The sequence below is a fragment of the Roseococcus sp. GW821-FHT12F05 genome (genome assembly GCF_058806835.1).
In genome coordinates, this window is record NZ_JBXAQB010000001.1 from 295,558 (window position 1) to 309,267 (window position 13,710).

Annotated in this window: 15 protein-coding genes; 6 read left to right on the forward strand and 9 right to left on the reverse strand. The window is 71.3% G+C overall.

Annotated features, from left to right (window positions below):
- Window positions 1-101: 101 nt before the first annotated feature.
- Window positions 102-1,142, reverse strand: a complete 1,041-nt coding sequence (locus AC1ROY_RS01545; RefSeq protein ID WP_493146518.1) for an amino acid ABC transporter substrate-binding protein — start codon at window positions 1,140-1,142, stop codon at window positions 102-104.
- A 202-nt stretch (window positions 1,143-1,344) separates the two neighbouring features.
- Here AC1ROY_RS01545 and AC1ROY_RS01550 point away from each other — a divergent pair, with 202 nt between their 5' ends.
- Both AC1ROY_RS01550 and AC1ROY_RS01555 read left to right on the forward strand, forming a co-directional pair.
- Window positions 1,345-1,947, forward strand: a complete 603-nt coding sequence (locus tag AC1ROY_RS01550; protein ID WP_493146519.1) for a class I SAM-dependent methyltransferase — start codon at window positions 1,345-1,347, stop codon at window positions 1,945-1,947.
- A gap of 20 nt (window positions 1,948-1,967) precedes the next feature.
- Window positions 1,968-3,131 (forward strand): mandelate racemase/muconate lactonizing enzyme family protein, encoded by a 1,164-nt coding sequence (locus AC1ROY_RS01555; RefSeq protein WP_493146520.1) that lies wholly within the window; start codon window positions 1,968-1,970, stop codon window positions 3,129-3,131.
- A gap of 82 nt (window positions 3,132-3,213) precedes the next feature.
- Here the strand turns inward: AC1ROY_RS01555 and AC1ROY_RS01560 are convergent, their stop codons facing one another.
- Both AC1ROY_RS01560 and AC1ROY_RS01565 read right to left on the reverse strand, forming a co-directional pair.
- Window positions 3,214-4,551 carry a sensor histidine kinase gene (locus tag AC1ROY_RS01560; RefSeq protein WP_493146521.1) on the reverse strand — a complete coding sequence of 446 codons (1,338 nt, stop codon included), beginning with the start codon at window positions 4,549-4,551 and terminating at the stop codon, window positions 3,214-3,216.
- Entirely contained in the window at window positions 4,551-5,270 is a 720-nt protein-coding gene (locus AC1ROY_RS01565; RefSeq protein WP_493146523.1) for a response regulator, read from the reverse strand. Before AC1ROY_RS01565 ends, AC1ROY_RS01560 begins: the two co-directional genes overlap by 1 nt.
- Window positions 5,271-5,435: 165 nt before the next feature.
- On the opposite strand from AC1ROY_RS01565, the gene AC1ROY_RS01570 reads away from it, so the two are divergent.
- Both AC1ROY_RS01570 and AC1ROY_RS01575 read left to right on the forward strand, forming a co-directional pair.
- Window positions 5,436-6,107, forward strand: coding sequence for a class I SAM-dependent methyltransferase (locus AC1ROY_RS01570; RefSeq protein WP_493146525.1), 672 nt, complete (start codon window positions 5,436-5,438; stop codon window positions 6,105-6,107).
- Complete coding sequence (locus AC1ROY_RS01575; RefSeq protein WP_493146527.1) at window positions 6,104-6,727, forward strand: DedA family protein; 624 nt, start codon at window positions 6,104-6,106, stop codon at window positions 6,725-6,727. The genes AC1ROY_RS01570 and AC1ROY_RS01575 overlap by 4 nt, the downstream gene beginning before the upstream one ends.
- Here AC1ROY_RS01575 and AC1ROY_RS01580 read toward each other — a convergent pair.
- Complete coding sequence (locus tag AC1ROY_RS01580; protein WP_493146528.1) at window positions 6,685-7,536, reverse strand: LysR family transcriptional regulator; 852 nt, start codon at window positions 7,534-7,536, stop codon at window positions 6,685-6,687. The genes AC1ROY_RS01575 and AC1ROY_RS01580 overlap by 43 nt on opposite strands.
- A 99-nt stretch (window positions 7,537-7,635) precedes the next feature.
- On the opposite strand from AC1ROY_RS01580, the gene AC1ROY_RS01585 reads away from it, so the two are divergent.
- Entirely contained in the window at window positions 7,636-8,613 is a 978-nt protein-coding gene (locus tag AC1ROY_RS01585; protein ID WP_493146530.1) for an NAD(P)H-dependent flavin oxidoreductase, read from the forward strand.
- 23 nt (window positions 8,614-8,636) lie between these two features.
- Here AC1ROY_RS01585 and AC1ROY_RS01590 read toward each other — a convergent pair whose 3' ends face one another.
- A complete protein-coding gene (locus tag AC1ROY_RS01590; RefSeq protein WP_493146532.1) occupies window positions 8,637-9,113 on the reverse strand; it encodes a MarR family winged helix-turn-helix transcriptional regulator in 477 nt (158 codons plus the stop codon).
- A gap of 40 nt (window positions 9,114-9,153) precedes the next feature.
- On the opposite strand from AC1ROY_RS01590, the gene AC1ROY_RS01595 reads away from it, so the two are divergent.
- On the forward strand, window positions 9,154-10,062 hold the full coding sequence (locus tag AC1ROY_RS01595; protein WP_493146533.1) for a PLP-dependent cysteine synthase family protein: 909 nt from the start codon (window positions 9,154-9,156) through the stop codon (window positions 10,060-10,062).
- Here AC1ROY_RS01595 and AC1ROY_RS01600 read toward each other — a convergent pair.
- The 4 genes from AC1ROY_RS01600 to AC1ROY_RS01615 are packed head-to-tail and all read right to left on the reverse strand — an operon-like array spanning window position 10,059 to window position 13,646.
- Complete coding sequence (locus AC1ROY_RS01600; RefSeq protein WP_493146535.1) at window positions 10,059-10,763, reverse strand: ATP-binding cassette domain-containing protein; 705 nt, start codon at window positions 10,761-10,763, stop codon at window positions 10,059-10,061. The genes AC1ROY_RS01595 and AC1ROY_RS01600 overlap by 4 nt on opposite strands.
- Window positions 10,763-12,028: an ABC transporter permease DevC gene (gene devC / locus AC1ROY_RS01605; protein ID WP_493146536.1), complete on the reverse strand. Its 1,266-nt coding sequence runs from the start codon at window positions 12,026-12,028 to the stop codon at window positions 10,763-10,765. Before devC ends, AC1ROY_RS01600 begins: the two co-directional genes overlap by 1 nt.
- Window positions 12,025-13,077 (reverse strand): hypothetical protein, encoded by a 1,053-nt coding sequence (locus AC1ROY_RS01610; protein ID WP_493146538.1) that lies wholly within the window; start codon window positions 13,075-13,077, stop codon window positions 12,025-12,027. Before AC1ROY_RS01610 ends, devC begins: the two co-directional genes overlap by 4 nt.
- Window positions 13,074-13,646 (reverse strand): TetR/AcrR family transcriptional regulator, encoded by a 573-nt coding sequence (locus AC1ROY_RS01615; RefSeq protein WP_493146539.1) that lies wholly within the window; start codon window positions 13,644-13,646, stop codon window positions 13,074-13,076. The genes AC1ROY_RS01610 and AC1ROY_RS01615 overlap by 4 nt, the downstream gene beginning before the upstream one ends.
- Window positions 13,647-13,710 lie beyond the last annotated feature (64 nt).

Genomic DNA, 13,710 nt, shown 5'->3' on the forward strand with positions numbered 1-13,710 from the left:
GATCCACGCTTCAGGCTAAAGAGGCCTGAAGCGATCGGCTTCGCTGCGGGACTGATTCACGCATCGGGCAGAAGAAGCCCGATGCGATCAGGCCCGGCGCCTCACCGGAAGGGCGGCGCGTAGAGCAGCCCGCCGCGCGTCCAGATCTCGTTCTGCGCGCGCGGCATGGCGAGCGGCGTGTTCGGCCCGAGGCTGCGGTTGTACAGCTCGCCGTAATTGCCGATCGCGCGGATCGCGTTGTAGGCCCAGGCCGGATCCAGCCGCAGCGCCTGGCCCACCTCGGGCACGGCGCCCAGCAGGCGGCGGACGTTGGCGTCCTGCGAGGTGCGGCGCATCTGCTCGGCATTGGCGGCCGTGATGCCCTGCTCCTCCGCCTCGATGATCGCATAGGTGAACCAGCGCGTGATCTCGAACCAGCTCTCGTCGCCGCGGCGGATCACCGCCGTGTAGGGCTCCTTGCTGAACCGCTCCGGCAGGATCACCCAGTCGTTCGGGTTGGGCAGGGCCGAGCGCATGGCGGCGAGGCCCGAGGCGTCGAAGCCGAAGGCGTCGCAGCGGCCGGCGGAGAGCGCGGCCAGCACCTGCTCGTTCTGCTCCAGCAGCACGGGCGTGAACTGGAGGTTCTGGCTGCGGAAGTATTCCGCCGTGATCTGCTCGTTGGTCGTGCCGGGGTTCAGGCAGATGGTGGCGCCGGCGAGGCCGCGGGCGTTCTGCACATTGGCGTCGCGGCGGGCCATGAAGCCGTGGCCGTCGTAGAAATAGGCCTCGACGAAGCGCAGGCCGAGCGTGGTGTCCCGCATCACGGTCATGGTGCTGGTGAGGAAGAGCAGGTCCACCTCGCCGGCGCTGAGCGCGGTGAAGCGCGTCGCGAAGGAGAGCGGCACGAAGCGCACCTTGGTCGCGTCGGCGAAGATGGCGGCGGCGAGGCCGCGGCAGAGGTCGGCCACCATGCCGCGATACTCGCCGCGGCTGTCGATCGTGGTGAAGCCGGGGGTGTTCGCGTTCACGCCGCAGACCAGCGTGCCGCGGGAGCGGATCTGGTTCAGGGTGGGCGAAGGCGGCGTGGACTGCGCCATGGCGCCCGCCGAGGCGACGCTCAGGGCGAGCGCCGCAAGCGGGGCGCGCAGCCAGGATTTCAGCATGTCGATTCGTCTCCCAATTGCCCAGATTTAATTCCCGGGAGCGCCGGCCCAGCCGGCTCGTCCCAGGTCCGGGAAGCTGCGCCGCCGCCCGATTCCGATCAAGCGCCGAAATGGATCGCGGTCATCCCCGACAAGAATGCTCGACATTCTTCTGCAACACACCCGTGCCAGACCGTCCCCGCCATATCTGGGAATCGAAGGCATGGGCATCGCCGAAAGCTGGAAGTTCTTCTGCGACTGGATCAACGACCCCGGCCGGATCGGCGGGGGTGCCGCCACGGGCGGGGCGCTGACGCGGCGCGTCGCCGAGCTGGTCCTGCCCAGCGACGCGCCGCTGATCGAGCTCGGCGCGGGCACCGGCGCCTTCGCGCAGGAGCTGCTTCGGCGCGGCATGCCGCAGCACCGGCTCGCCCTGGTCGAGCTGGGCTCGGAATTCCTGGAGTTCCTGCGGCTGACCTATCCGGAAGCCACGGTCCTCGGCGCCGCCGCGCTGGGCCACGCGCCGCTCTTCCGCGGCGAGAAGGCCGGCGCAGTGGTCTGCAGCCTGCCGATGCACGCGCTGCCGGGCCGGCAGGTCACCGCCATCCTGACCGGGGCCTTCGCCCATCTGCGGCCGGACGGCGCCTTCTACCAGATCGGCTTCGGCCCGCGCCTGCCGATCCGCAGCGACATCCTCGAGCGGCTGGGCCTGGATGTGGAGCGGCTGGACACGGTGGGGGAGAACACGCCGCCGGCCTCCATCCACCGCATCACGCGCTGGACCCCGCACGGACTCGCCAGGGCGCCCGATCTGCTCCAGCAATAGGGGCAAATCAGGAGGACGCCATGAAGATCACCAGGGTCGGGCCGCTGCACGTCGGTCAGTTCATGTATGTGCAGGTCGAGACGGATGCGGGCATCACCGGCGTCGGCGAGGCCGGCATCTGGGGCCACATCCAGGCGGCCGCGACCGCGATCAGCCGCTTCGGCGAGTACCTCGTCGGCAAGCGGGCCGAGGACATCGAGCATCACTGGAACGTCATGCACCGCTTCAGCTACTTCCAGGGGCTGGCGATCAACGCGGCGATCTCGGCCATCGACATCGCGCTCTGGGATATCAAGGGCCAGGCGCTGGGCGCGCCGATCTACGAGCTGCTCGGCGGCGCGGCGCGCAGGAAGGCGCGCATCTACGGGCATATCTACGAGAAGAACATCGAGGATATGCTGGAGGAGTGCCATCGCAAGATGGAGGCGGGCTTCAACGCCTTCGGCCACCTCAACCCCTTCCTCGACGAGGGCCACGACCAGGTCTACTTCAAGACCCATGTGAAGAAGATGCGCGACGCGATCGACAACACGCGCCGCATGCGCGAGGTCGTCGGCGACCGCGTGGACCTGCTCATCGAGGTGCACCGCCGGCTGACGGTGGCCGAGGCCATCGTCTTCTCCCGTGGCATCGAGGAGTTCCACCCGATGTTCATCGAGGATCCGATCCGCCCCGAAGGGCCGGACGCCATGGCGCGCGTCGCGGAGAAGACGCATGTGCCGATCGCGACCGGCGAGCGCTTCTCGACCATCTACGAGTTCCAGGCGCTGATGGCGCGCGGCGGCGTGGAATATGCGCGCGTGGACCTCTGCCTCTGCGGCGGCATCACGGGCGGCAAGAAGGTCGCGGCGATCGCCGAGGCGCACCAGGTGATGGTGGTGCCGCACAATCCGCTCTCGCCGATCGGGCTGGCGGCCTGCCTTCAGCTGGCCGCGGCGATCCCGAACTTCGCGATCCAGGAATACGCGACGGGATTCGAATCCGGGAAGTTCCAGTCGACCATGAAGCATCTGGGCCACGACGTGGTGGACGAGGTTCCCGTGCCGGTGAACGGCTTCGTGGACATCCCCTCGCGGCCGGGCCTCGGCATGGCGCTGCTGCCGGATGCCCAGAGAATCCGGCCGCCGGTGGTGAAGCCGATCAGCATGCGGCCGCATTTCGACGGGTTCATCGTCGATCAGTAAGGGACCGACTTCAAGTTCCAGGGTCCAGGGCCAAAAGCCCTGGCGGGAGGAGCTTGAGGAGGGCAGAGCCCTCCTCAAGACCTCAGATCGGCAGCGCGATCCTGGCGCGCAGCCCGCGGCCGAGGCGGTTCTCCAGCAGCGCGTAGCCGCCATGCGCCACCGCCACCGAGCGCACCAGCGCCAGCCCCAGCCCGATGCCGCCGGTCGCGCGGTTGCGTGAGGGCTCGGCGCGGTAGAAGGGCTCGAAGACGCGCTCCAGCTCGTCGGCCGGCAGGCCGGGGCCTTCGTCCTCCACCTCGACGATCGCCTCGCCGCCCTGCCGGCGCAGGCGGATGCTGGCGCTGCCGCCATAAGCCACCGCGTTTTCGACGAGGTTGGTGAAGAGGCTGCGCAACCCCTGATCGTCGCCGACCAGCACGATGTCGGGCCCTTCCTCGACCGTGACGTCGCGGCCCATGTCGGCCTGGTCGTCGGCGATGCTGGTGAGCAGCGAGCGCAGCTCCTGGTGCCGGCGCGGGCGGCCGGCCTGCGTGCTCTGCACGAAGGCGAGCACGGCGGCGAGCATGCCCATCATCTCCGCGATGTCGGCCTCGCCCTTGCAGCGGATGTCGTCCGGCGCGCGCTCGAGGCGGAAGGAGAGGCGCGTGAGCGGCGTGCGCAGGTCGTGCGCGATGGCCGCCATCATCGCCACACGGTCGTCCACGTAGCGGGAGATGCGCTCGGTCATCTCGTTGAAGGCCTGGGCCGCCCCGCGGATCTCGGCGGGGCCGTCGAGGCTGAGCGGCGTGGCGCGCGGGTTGCGCCCCAGCCGCTCGGCCGCGTCGCCGAACTGCCGGATGGGGCGCGAGAGCCAGCAGGCCAGCACCCAGGCCGCCGGGAAGGCGAAGAGCACCGTGCCGATGAGCCAGGTGAGCGCCCGGATGCGCCAGACCTGCATCACCGAATCCCGCGGGCTCGCCACCCGCCAGGTGCCGTCGCCGAGCTGCCGCGCGAGCCGGAAGTCGCCGCTGAAGACCAGCCCGTCCAGGTCGAGCGCGCCTTCCCGCGGCACCTCGCGGGGGAAGAGGCGCGCCGCGTCGAAGATGCCCTTGTCCAGGCGCTCCGCGTGCCGGGAGGGAGGGCGGGCGAATTCCAGGCGTACCGTCTCCGGCGGCAAGCCGAGCTCTTCGGCGACGCGCCGGCGCGCGGGCTCCAGCGCCTCCTCCTGCGGGCGCAGCGCAGCGCCGTCCATGACGCGGACGCCGAGCCGGTCCACCGGCCGGCCGTCCAGCGCGTCGCGCAGCTGGCCGAGGGAGAAGCTGGCCTCGTACGTGGGCGGGCAGATCAGCACCATCGCCAGGTTCGGCAGCTGGATGAACAGCACCGTCACCACCAGCAGCAGGAAGATGCGCAGGTAGAGCGGCAGGCGGGCGAGGCGCATCAGCGGTCTCCCCGGATCTTCCGGGTGGCGGGGACGAACATGTAGCCCTCGTTGCGGATGGTGCGGATCAGCCCATCGGCCGGCGCCTTCAGCTTGCGGCGCAGGCGGCTCACCGTGACGTCGATCGCGCGGTCGAAGGACTCGCAGTCGGGGCCGCGGGCGACGGCGAGCAGTTGCTCGCGCGTGAGGATGCGGCGCGGGCGCTCGACGAAGGCGCGGAGCAGGACGAACTCGCCCTCGGTGAGGTGGACCAGCACGCCGTCGGCACTCTTCACCTCGCGCGTCGCGAAATCGACGGTCCAGTCGAGGAAGGCGATGCAGGGGGCGCGGGGCTCGCGCGCCTCGCCGGCGGCGGCGCGGCGCAGCGTGGCGCGCACGACGGCGAGCAGCTCGCGCGGATGGCAGGGCTTGGCGAGGTAGTAGTCGGCGCCGCTGTCGAGGCCGCTCACGCGATCGGTGGCGCGGTCCATGGCGCTCAGCATGATGACCGGCGGGCGGGGCGTGACGTCGAGCCGGCGGCAGGCGGAGAGGCCGTTCTCGCCAGGCATCAGCACGTCGAGGATCACGAGGTCGAAGCGGCGCTCGGCCATCGCGCGGTCCATGGCGCGCGCGTCCTGCGCCGGAAATACGCGAAAGCCGTGCGCGCCGAGGCTCTCCGCGATCACGTCGCGGATGCCGGGGTCGTCGTCCACGACAAGAATGCTCTTCGGGTCGCCCATTCGTGATCCCCGCTGGAAAAACCGGCGCAGCGCAGCATGCGTTTGTTTCTGACGGATGTCGCGTTTTTGTGCGCGCTGAAATGCTGTGGAGAATTTTGGGCGGAAATCCAGGGGACACAATCGCCGGCTTGGTTCGGCGCCATCGACCCACCGAGAGGATGATGGATGTCACTCGCCCGAAGCCTTGCACGAAACGACGCGCCGCTGCCGCCGGATCTGCCGGACGACCTGGAGGAGCCGCAGATGCCCCGCCGCCGCCGGTCCGACCTCGCGCTGTTCTTCCGCTCCTGGATGGAAAGCCCGCTGCGCGCCGGTGCCTTCGTGCCGAGCGGACAGGACTTGGCGCGGGCCATGGCCGCGCGCGTCGATCCTTCGGCGCCGGGGCCGGTCGTCGAGCTCGGGCCGGGGACGGGAGCGGTGACCGCGGCCTTGGTGGAACGGGGCATCGCGCCCTCGCGCCTCGTGCTGGTGGAGGCCGATCCGGTCTTCTGCGAGCTGCTGCGCGACCGCTGGCCCCGCGCGCGCGTGGTGCAGATGGACGCCTATGCCGCGCCGATCCTGATGCGGCGGATGGAGATACCGCCCTCGGCTGTCGTGGCGGGGCTGCCGCTGCTGGTGCGGCCGCCGGGCGAGCGGCTGCGGCTCGTGCTGGGCTGCCTGCGGCACGCGGCTCCCGGAGCGCCCTTCGTGCAGTTCACCTACTTCGTCCGCTCGCCCGTGCCGGCGCCGCGGCCGGGGCTGCGCGCGGAGGGCTCGCCGATGGTGTGGCGGAACCTCTGGCCGGCGCGGGTGTGGAGCTACCGGCTGGCGGGGCGGCTGCAGGGCCTGCGCGCTTGATCGCCGAGCTCGAGGCGCTGCTCGACGCGGCGACGCTGCAGGACGTGTTCCTCGCCGCGACGGTCGAAAAATTCATCCCGGTGCTGCCCTCCTACGTGCTCTTCCCGGCGATAGGGATGGGAGCGCATGGTGTGGGCGACCTGCTGCTGCGCTGCCTGGTGGCAGCGGTGGGATCGCTGGGCGGGGCGCTGGGCTGGTACCTGCTGGGGGCCGGCATCGGCGCCGGGCGGGTGCGGCGGCTGGTGGAGCGGCACGGGCGCTGGGTGCTGCTCTCGCCTGCGCTCTACGAGCGGATGTCGGGCGCGTATCGGCGCCGGCCCTTCGCGATCACGCTGATGGGGCAGCTCGTGCCCACGGTGCGGATCTTCCAGGCGCTTCCGGCCGGCGTGCTGCGGCTGCCGCTGCGGCCCTTTCTCGTCGCGACGGCGATCGGCTCGCTGGGCTGGATCGTGCCGCTGGCCAGCGCCGGCCACGTGCTGCGGCTCTACGGCTGGAGCGCGGCGGAGGCGGGGCTGGCGCTGCTGGCGGCGCTGGTTGCGATCGAGGGGACGGCGGTGCTGGTGGTGCGCTGGCGCGCTCAGACCATCCCCAGGAACGCCGCGAGCGCACGGCCGCGATAGCCGTCGCGCCGCCGGATGAAGAGGGTCGTGGTGCGCCCCTCCTCGCCGGCGATGCGGTGGCAGCGAAGGTCGCGGCGCAGGCCCGAGGCCTCGACCACCGCGCGCGGCAGCATGGTCACGCCCATGCCGGCGGCGACGCAGCCGAGGATCCCTTCGAGCGTGCCGAACTCCAGCCGCGTGAAGGCCGGGAGGCCAAGCCGCGTCAGCACCTGCTCCAGCCGCTGGCGGTAGGAGCAGCCCGCCTGGAAGGTGAGCGCCGCCAGCTCCGCCCTGCGCAGCGCGGCGAGGTTGCGGATGGCGGGCGAGGAGACCAGCACCAGCTCCTCCTCGAAGGCAGGCTGCGATTCCAGCTCCGCATGGTCGATGGGCGCGGCCACGAAGGCGCCCTCGATCTCGCGCGCCAGCACCGCCTCGACCAGCCGTGCCGTGGGGCCGGTGCGCAGGATCAGGCGGACCCTGGGGCATTCCCGATGGAAGCCGGCCAGCAGGCGCGGCAGGCGCACCGCCGCGGTGGTCTCCATCGAGCCGATGCGCAGCGTACCGCTGGGCGTGCCCTCGTCCTGCGCCGCCTGCTTCGCCTCGCCCATCAGCGAGAGGATGCGCTCGGCATAGGGCAGCAGCCGCTCGCCCGAGGGCGTCAGCGACATGCCTCGGCTGTGGCGCTCGAAGAGCGGCAGGCCGAGCTCCTGCTCCAGCTCCTTGATCCGCGCCGTGACGTTGGAGGGGACGGTGAAGATGTCGCGCGCCGCGGCGGTGATGCCGCCCGCCCGGGCCACGGCGGCGAAGGTGGTGAGGCCGGTCATGTCCATCGTGTCGTTCTCCGATCCAGATCGATCCCTTCTGAACAATTCAATTTCACGGAACGGCCGTCCGGTCCATTCTTTCCTCCTCTCACCAGGAATCCCGCCATGCGCACCCGCCTCACCGAACTGCTGGGCATCGAGCGGCCCGTCCTCCTCGCCGCCATGGACAAGCTCGCCGATGCGCGGCTGACCGAGGCGGTCTCGGCCGGCGGCGGGCTCGGCCTCCTCGGCGGCGGCTACGGCGACGCGGAATGGCTGGAGGTTGAGTCAGCGAAGCTCGTCGCGATGCGCGAGCGGACTGGCCAAAAGTTCGGCATCGGCTTCATCACCTGGAGCATGGCGAAGCAGCCGCGCCTGATGGACATCACCCTCGCCGCGAAGCCCGACGCCGTGTGGCTCTCCTTCGGCGACCCCGCGCCCTTCGCGGAGCGCGCGCGGGCTGCGGGCTCCCACGTGATCTGCCAGGTGCAGAGCGTGGAGATGGCGCGCGACGCCGTGGCCAAGGGCGCGGACATCGTCGTCGCCCAGGGCGCCGAGGCCGGTGGCCATGGCGCCTCGCGCGGCACCTTCGCGCTGGTGCCGGCCGTCGTGGATGCGGTGGGCGACAAGGCCGTCGTCGTCGCCTCCGGCGGCGTGGCGGACGGGCGCGGGCTGGCGGCAGCGCTGATGCTCGGCGCGGAGGGCGTCGTCCTCGGCTCGCGCTTCTATGCCAGCGTCGAGGCGGCCGCACCCGACGCCGCGAAGCAGCGGCTGACGAAGGCCTCCGGCGACGACACGATCCGCAGCCTCATCTTCGACATCTCGCGCCAGAACATCTGGCCGGCGCCCTTCACCGGCCGCTGCGTCGTCAACGAGCACGCGAAGCGCTGGATGGGCCGCGAGCTGGAGCTCACCCGTCACATGGCCGAGGAAGGTCCGCGCTACGCCGCCGCGCGCGAGGCGAACGACTTCGACATCGCGGCGCTGATCGCGGGCGAGGCCGTGTCGATGATCCACGACGTGAAGCCGGCCGGGGAAATCCTCAGGGACATCACGGAGGAAGCCGAGGCGCTGCTGGCGCGGGGGCAGGGCTGGAAGAAGTAGGACCAGGGGTTCCGGCAAGAACCTCAGGCTCTTGCATCTCCGATCACCAGAGTTTCGCTCTCTTCCGCCAGGCGTGTCGCTGAAGCCGAAGACACACGGTTCGACAGCTTCCACTGCGCCCGTTGCCATACCGGCAGGGCCGCCTCCAGCCGGCGCGCGCCCATCTCCGTCAGCCACACCGCGCGCCGCCGCAGATCCACATGGACCGTGGCGATCTCCACCAGCCCCTCCCCCTCCAGCGTGCGCAGGTTGCGCGACAGCGTGGATTGCTCCAGCCCCGTCCGGCGCGCCAGGGCGCCCAGGCTGTCGTCCGGGATCGTCGCGATCTGCGCCATCAGCCCGAGCTGAGCCCCCGTCAGCCCCGTCTCCGCCAGCTCGCGGTCCAGGAACTGGCTGATCCGCCGCGCCGCCAGCCGGGCATTCACCCCCGGACACGCCGCCACCAGCGCGGCCGCATCGGCGCGGAGGGTCTTGCGCGGTGGACTCGGCGGCTGCCTCATTCTATGTATCTACAAAGTTTGTAGCTACATGGAAAGCGCCATGAGCATCCTGAATCGCATCGGCCGCACCTCCCTCCTCGCCCTCCGCCGTATCGTGCCGGCGAACGGCGCGCGAATCCTGCTCAAGCTGGAGAGCGAGAACCCCAGCGGCAGCATGAAGGACCGCATGGCGCTGGCCATGATCGAGGCCGCGGAAGCCGACGGCCGCTTGAGGCCCGGCGACGCCGTCGTCGAGTACACGGGCGGCAGCACCGGCGTCTCGCTGGCGCTGGTCTGCGCCGTGAAGGGCCATCCTCTCCACATCGTCACCTCCGATGCCTTCGCGCGCGAGAAGCTGGACCACATGCGCATCCTCGGCGCGGAGCTCGACGTGATCCCGAGCGAGGGCGGCCGCATGACGGAGAAGCTGACGCGCGACATGATCGCCGCGGCCGGCATCGTCGCCGAGCGCACCGGCGCCTTCTGGACCGACCAGATGAGGAACCGCGACCAGCTCGCGGCCTATCACGCCATGGCGGCGGAAATCCTGGAGGGGACGGGAGGCCGCATCGACGGCTTCGTGCAGAGCGTCGGCACCGCCGCCTCGCTGCGCGGCATCGGCGAGGGCCTGCGCCCGCGCGGCGTGCGGATCGTCGCGGTGGAGCCCGAGGAATCCGCCGTCCTCTCCGGTGGCCCGCCCGGCGCGCACGGGATCGACGGTATCGGCGCCGGCTTCGTCGTGCCGCTCTGGGAATCCACCCTCGCCGATCGCATCGAGCGCGTCTCCACCGAAGCCGCGAAGGCCATGGCGCTGCGCCTTGCCCGCGAGGAGGGGATCTTCGCCGGCACCTCCACCGGTTCCAACGTGATCGCCGCGCTGCGGCTCGCCGGGGAACTCGGCCCCGGCGCCACCATCGTCACGGCGATGTGCGACACCGGGATGAAGTACCTGCGCAGCTACGCCAGCTAGCTGACCGCGGCCTTCTCCTCCGCCGGGCTCACGATCCGCCCGTCCTCCATCGCGACGATCCGGTCGGCGATGTCGAGGATGCGCGGGTCGTGCGTCACCAGCAGGATCGGCACGCCCCTGCCCTTCGCGAGGTCGCGCAGGAGATGCACCACCTCCTGCCCGCTCACCTTGTCGAGGGCCGCGGTCGGCTCGTCCGCCAGGATCAGGCCGGGATCGCCCGCCAGCGCCCGCGCCACGGCCACGCGCTGCCGCTGCCCGCCCGAGAGCTGCGCGGGCGGCTTCTCCGCGTGGCTGCCGAGGCCCACCGCCTCCAACATCTCGCCGGCCCGCTTCATGCGCTGCGCTTCCGTCAGCGAGCCGTCCAGCTCCATCGCCATCGCGACGTTCTGGCGCGCCGTGAGGAAGCCGAGCAGGTTGTGGTTCTGGAAGATGAAGCCGATGCGCCGGCGCAGCCGCACGCGCTCGCTTTCGGAAGCGCCCGTCAGCTCCTGCCCCAGCACCCGCGCCGTGCCGAGCTGCATCGACCGCAGCGCGCCGACGAGCGTGAGCAGCGTCGTCTTCCCCGAGCCGGAGGGTCCGGTGAGCAGCACGATCTCGCCGGGCGCGATGGAAAGATCCACCTCGCGCAGCACGTTGCGCCGCAGCTCGCCCGTGCCGTAGGCGAAGGTGATGTCCCTGAGCTCGACCGGCATCCCGGCCATCAGAACATGTCCGCGGGATTGGCGTCGCGCAGCTTGCGCACCGCGAGGATGCCCGCGATCGCGCACATGCCGAAGATCATCAGGAACACCACCGCCGCGCGCTCGGGACGCATGAAGAGCGGCAGGAAGGTCGCCTGACCCACCAGGTCGTAGAGGAACCAGGACAGCCCGAAGCCGGGGATGAAGCCGATGATCGCCAGGATCAGCGCGGAGCCCATCACCACGCGCGAGAGATAGCCGTTGGAGTACCCCATCGCCTTCAGCGTGGCGTATTCGGCGATGTGGCTCGCGATGTCGGAGAAGAGGATCTGGTAGACGATCACCATCCCGACCACGAGGCCCATCAGGCTGCCGAAGACGAAGATGAAGCCGATCGGCGTGCCGTTCTCCCAGTACTCGCGCTCGTGAGCCACGAGCTCCTCATGCGTCATGACCATCACGTCGCCGGGCAGCAGCGCACGCAGCCGCGCCTGCACCGCGACGCGGTCGGCGCCGTCTCGCAGCTTCAGCGCCACGAGGTCCGTGTTGGAGACGCGCCGCTCCACGACACGGCGAAAATTCGTCTCGCTCATCACGACATTGCCGTCGGCGCCGAAGCTCGGTCCGATCTCGACCACGCCGACCAGCTCCATCCGCCGGTTGCCGAGCTGCACGTCGAAGTTCCCGCGCTCGGCGAAGAGCCGGCCGACCGGGCCGAATTCCGGCCGCGAGCGGCTGTCGAAGGCCACCGTGTCCGGCCGCTTCAGCGCCTCCACGATGCCGGCGAGGCCGGGAAACTCCACCGCCCCCGCGCCGGCATCGAGGCCGATGAGCTGCACCGCGCGGCGCCGCCCCGTCTCCGGGTTCCGCCAGGTGCTCTGCGCGAGGTAGATGGGCACGGCGAGCTGCACGTCGGGATCGGCGAGCGTCTGGAAGGCGCGGGCGCGCGGCAGCGGCTCGGGCCGGAAGCTGGCATCCGTCATGGGATGCACGAGGAAGAGGTCGGCCCGCATGGCGCCGAGCAGGTTGGTCGCGCTGTCGAACAGCGCACCGCGGAAGCCGAGCTGCATGAAGACCAGCACGCAGGCGAACATCACCCCCGCCATCGCCGCGAAGAGCCGCGATTTTTCCGCGCGCAGCTGACGCCAGGCCAGGCGCAGCGGGAGCAGGATCAGGTCAGACAACGACGGCGAGGGCTTCGGCGCGGCGGGCGGCTCCGGCAGGGCCTCGCCGTTGCGCTCGGGTGCCCAGGGCAGCAGCTTGGGGGCGGCGGCGATCTCGTTCATCGGGCGGCCACCGGCACGTCCCTGGCTCGGATCGCGACCTGCACCTGCATGTTGGTCCTCCGGCGCAGCAGCGCGATTCCCTCGTCGGAAAGGGTCAGCCGCACCTCCACCGTGCGCGAATCCACGGCCGCGATGGGATCGGTGCCGGCCTGCGTCGTGCGCCGGACCTGCCAGCCGATCTCGCGCACCGTGGCGCCGACGCGGCGGTTCTCGCCGGGGATGACGACCTCGGCCGGCGCGCCCACGCGCACGCGCGGCAGGTCGGTCTCGAAGACGTCGGCCACCACGTCCAGCCGCGTGAGGTCGGCCATCTCCATCAGCCCGTCGCTGCCCACCTGATCGCCCGGCCGGGCGAAGATGCGCAGGATGGTGCCGTCCATCGGCGCCGCGACGCGCGAGAGCCGCGCATCCGCCTCGGCCTTGGCCAGCGTGGCCTCGGCGGCGGCGACGCGCGCCTCGGCGAGCTGCACGTCCTCCGCGCGCGCGGTGGAGAGGGTGACGAGGTCCGCCTCCGCCTGCGCACGGTCGGCGGCGAGGCGGGTGACTGCGAAGCGGTTGCGCTCGGCCATCGCCTCGGAGCCCGCGCCCGAGGGCACGAGACGGTCGGTGCGGGTGGCGTCGCGCCGCGCGATCTCCTCCTGCGCGGCGAGGCTCGCGATGCGGGCGCGCTGGGCGTCGATCTCGCTGGCCCGGCCGGCCTCGCGCGTGCGCTGCAGCGCGGTGCGCTGCTCGGCGACCGAGGCGCGGTTCTGCGCGACGGTCGCGTCCTTCAGCGCGGCATCGGCGAATTCGGCGATCACCTGGCCGGCGCGGACGTCGTCGCCCTCCTCGACCAGCAGCCGCTCGAGCCGCGTCACGGCCATGCCGCCGGGCTGGTTGAGCTTTCTCACGCGTGACGCCGGTTCCACCCGGCCCAGCGCGCCCACGCCCGGCGGCGGCGCGGGCGCGGTGGCGACCGGTGTGGGCGGCGGGGTCTGCGCGCCGAGCACGTACCACCCGCCGGCGCCGGCCACGGCGAGCGCCGCGGCGCCCAGGAGCCAGCGTTTCACGTGCCGTCTCCGATCAGGGTCGCGAGCGCCTCGCGCAGCGCGCGCTGCTCCCCGTCGGACAGTTCGTACATCTCGAAGACCCGCGACATGAACAGCCCGTCGCAGGCCGCCATGACAGCCATCGCATGGCCCGGCGGCAGCCCGTCCTCGCGCAGGCGCGTGCGGACGCGGTCGAAGACCCGGCGGATCGGGTCCAGCAGCGCGGGGTCCTGGTGGAAGGCGGCGAGGAAGACGCCGGCGGCGCGCTCGTGCTGCTCGCAGACGGAGTCCGGATGGTCGAAGGTCCAGGCCAGCATGGCCCGCGCGGTGCGCCCGCGGCCCGGCTTCTGCAGCGCCAGCACGCCCTCGAAATCCGCCTCGATATAGGCGGCCAGCCGCGTCAGCAGCCCGATCAGCAGGGCCTCCTTGGAGGCGAAGTGGTAGAGCAGCCCGCCCTTGGAGACCCCGGCCTCGCGCGCGGCGGCATCCAGCGTGAGGCCGGCGACGCCCTTGGCCTGCACGATGCGCTCGGCGGCGTCGAGGATGCGGGTGCGGGCATCGATGGCGACGGGCGGGGTGGTGTCGGGCATGACGGGCGTTACTATACCGTCCGGACGGTTTGTCAACGGAAACTGTACCGGCCGGACGGTTCAG

Coding starts and splice junctions, on each gene's coding strand:
- AC1ROY_RS01545 (WP_493146518.1), bottom strand. CDS start 1,142: ATGCTGAAATCCTGGCTGCGCGCCCCGCTTGCGGCGCTCGCCCTGAGC.
- AC1ROY_RS01550 (WP_493146519.1), top strand. CDS start 1,345: ATGGGCATCGCCGAAAGCTGGAAGTTCTTCTGCGACTGGATCAACGAC.
- AC1ROY_RS01555 (WP_493146520.1), top strand. CDS start 1,968: ATGAAGATCACCAGGGTCGGGCCGCTGCACGTCGGTCAGTTCATGTAT.
- AC1ROY_RS01560 (WP_493146521.1), bottom strand. CDS start 4,551: ATGCGCCTCGCCCGCCTGCCGCTCTACCTGCGCATCTTCCTGCTGCTG.
- AC1ROY_RS01565 (WP_493146523.1), bottom strand. CDS start 5,270: ATGGGCGACCCGAAGAGCATTCTTGTCGTGGACGACGACCCCGGCATC.
- AC1ROY_RS01570 (WP_493146525.1), top strand. CDS start 5,436: ATGTCACTCGCCCGAAGCCTTGCACGAAACGACGCGCCGCTGCCGCCG.
- AC1ROY_RS01580 (WP_493146528.1), bottom strand. CDS start 7,536: ATGGACATGACCGGCCTCACCACCTTCGCCGCCGTGGCCCGGGCGGGC.
- AC1ROY_RS01585 (WP_493146530.1), top strand. CDS start 7,636: ATGCGCACCCGCCTCACCGAACTGCTGGGCATCGAGCGGCCCGTCCTC.
- AC1ROY_RS01590 (WP_493146532.1), bottom strand. CDS start 9,113: ATGAGGCAGCCGCCGAGTCCACCGCGCAAGACCCTCCGCGCCGATGCG.
- AC1ROY_RS01595 (WP_493146533.1), top strand. CDS start 9,154: ATGAGCATCCTGAATCGCATCGGCCGCACCTCCCTCCTCGCCCTCCGC.
- AC1ROY_RS01600 (WP_493146535.1), bottom strand. CDS start 10,763: ATGGCCGGGATGCCGGTCGAGCTCAGGGACATCACCTTCGCCTACGGC.
- devC (WP_493146536.1), bottom strand. CDS start 12,028: ATGAACGAGATCGCCGCCGCCCCCAAGCTGCTGCCCTGGGCACCCGAG.
- AC1ROY_RS01615 (WP_493146539.1), bottom strand. CDS start 13,646: ATGCCCGACACCACCCCGCCCGTCGCCATCGATGCCCGCACCCGCATC.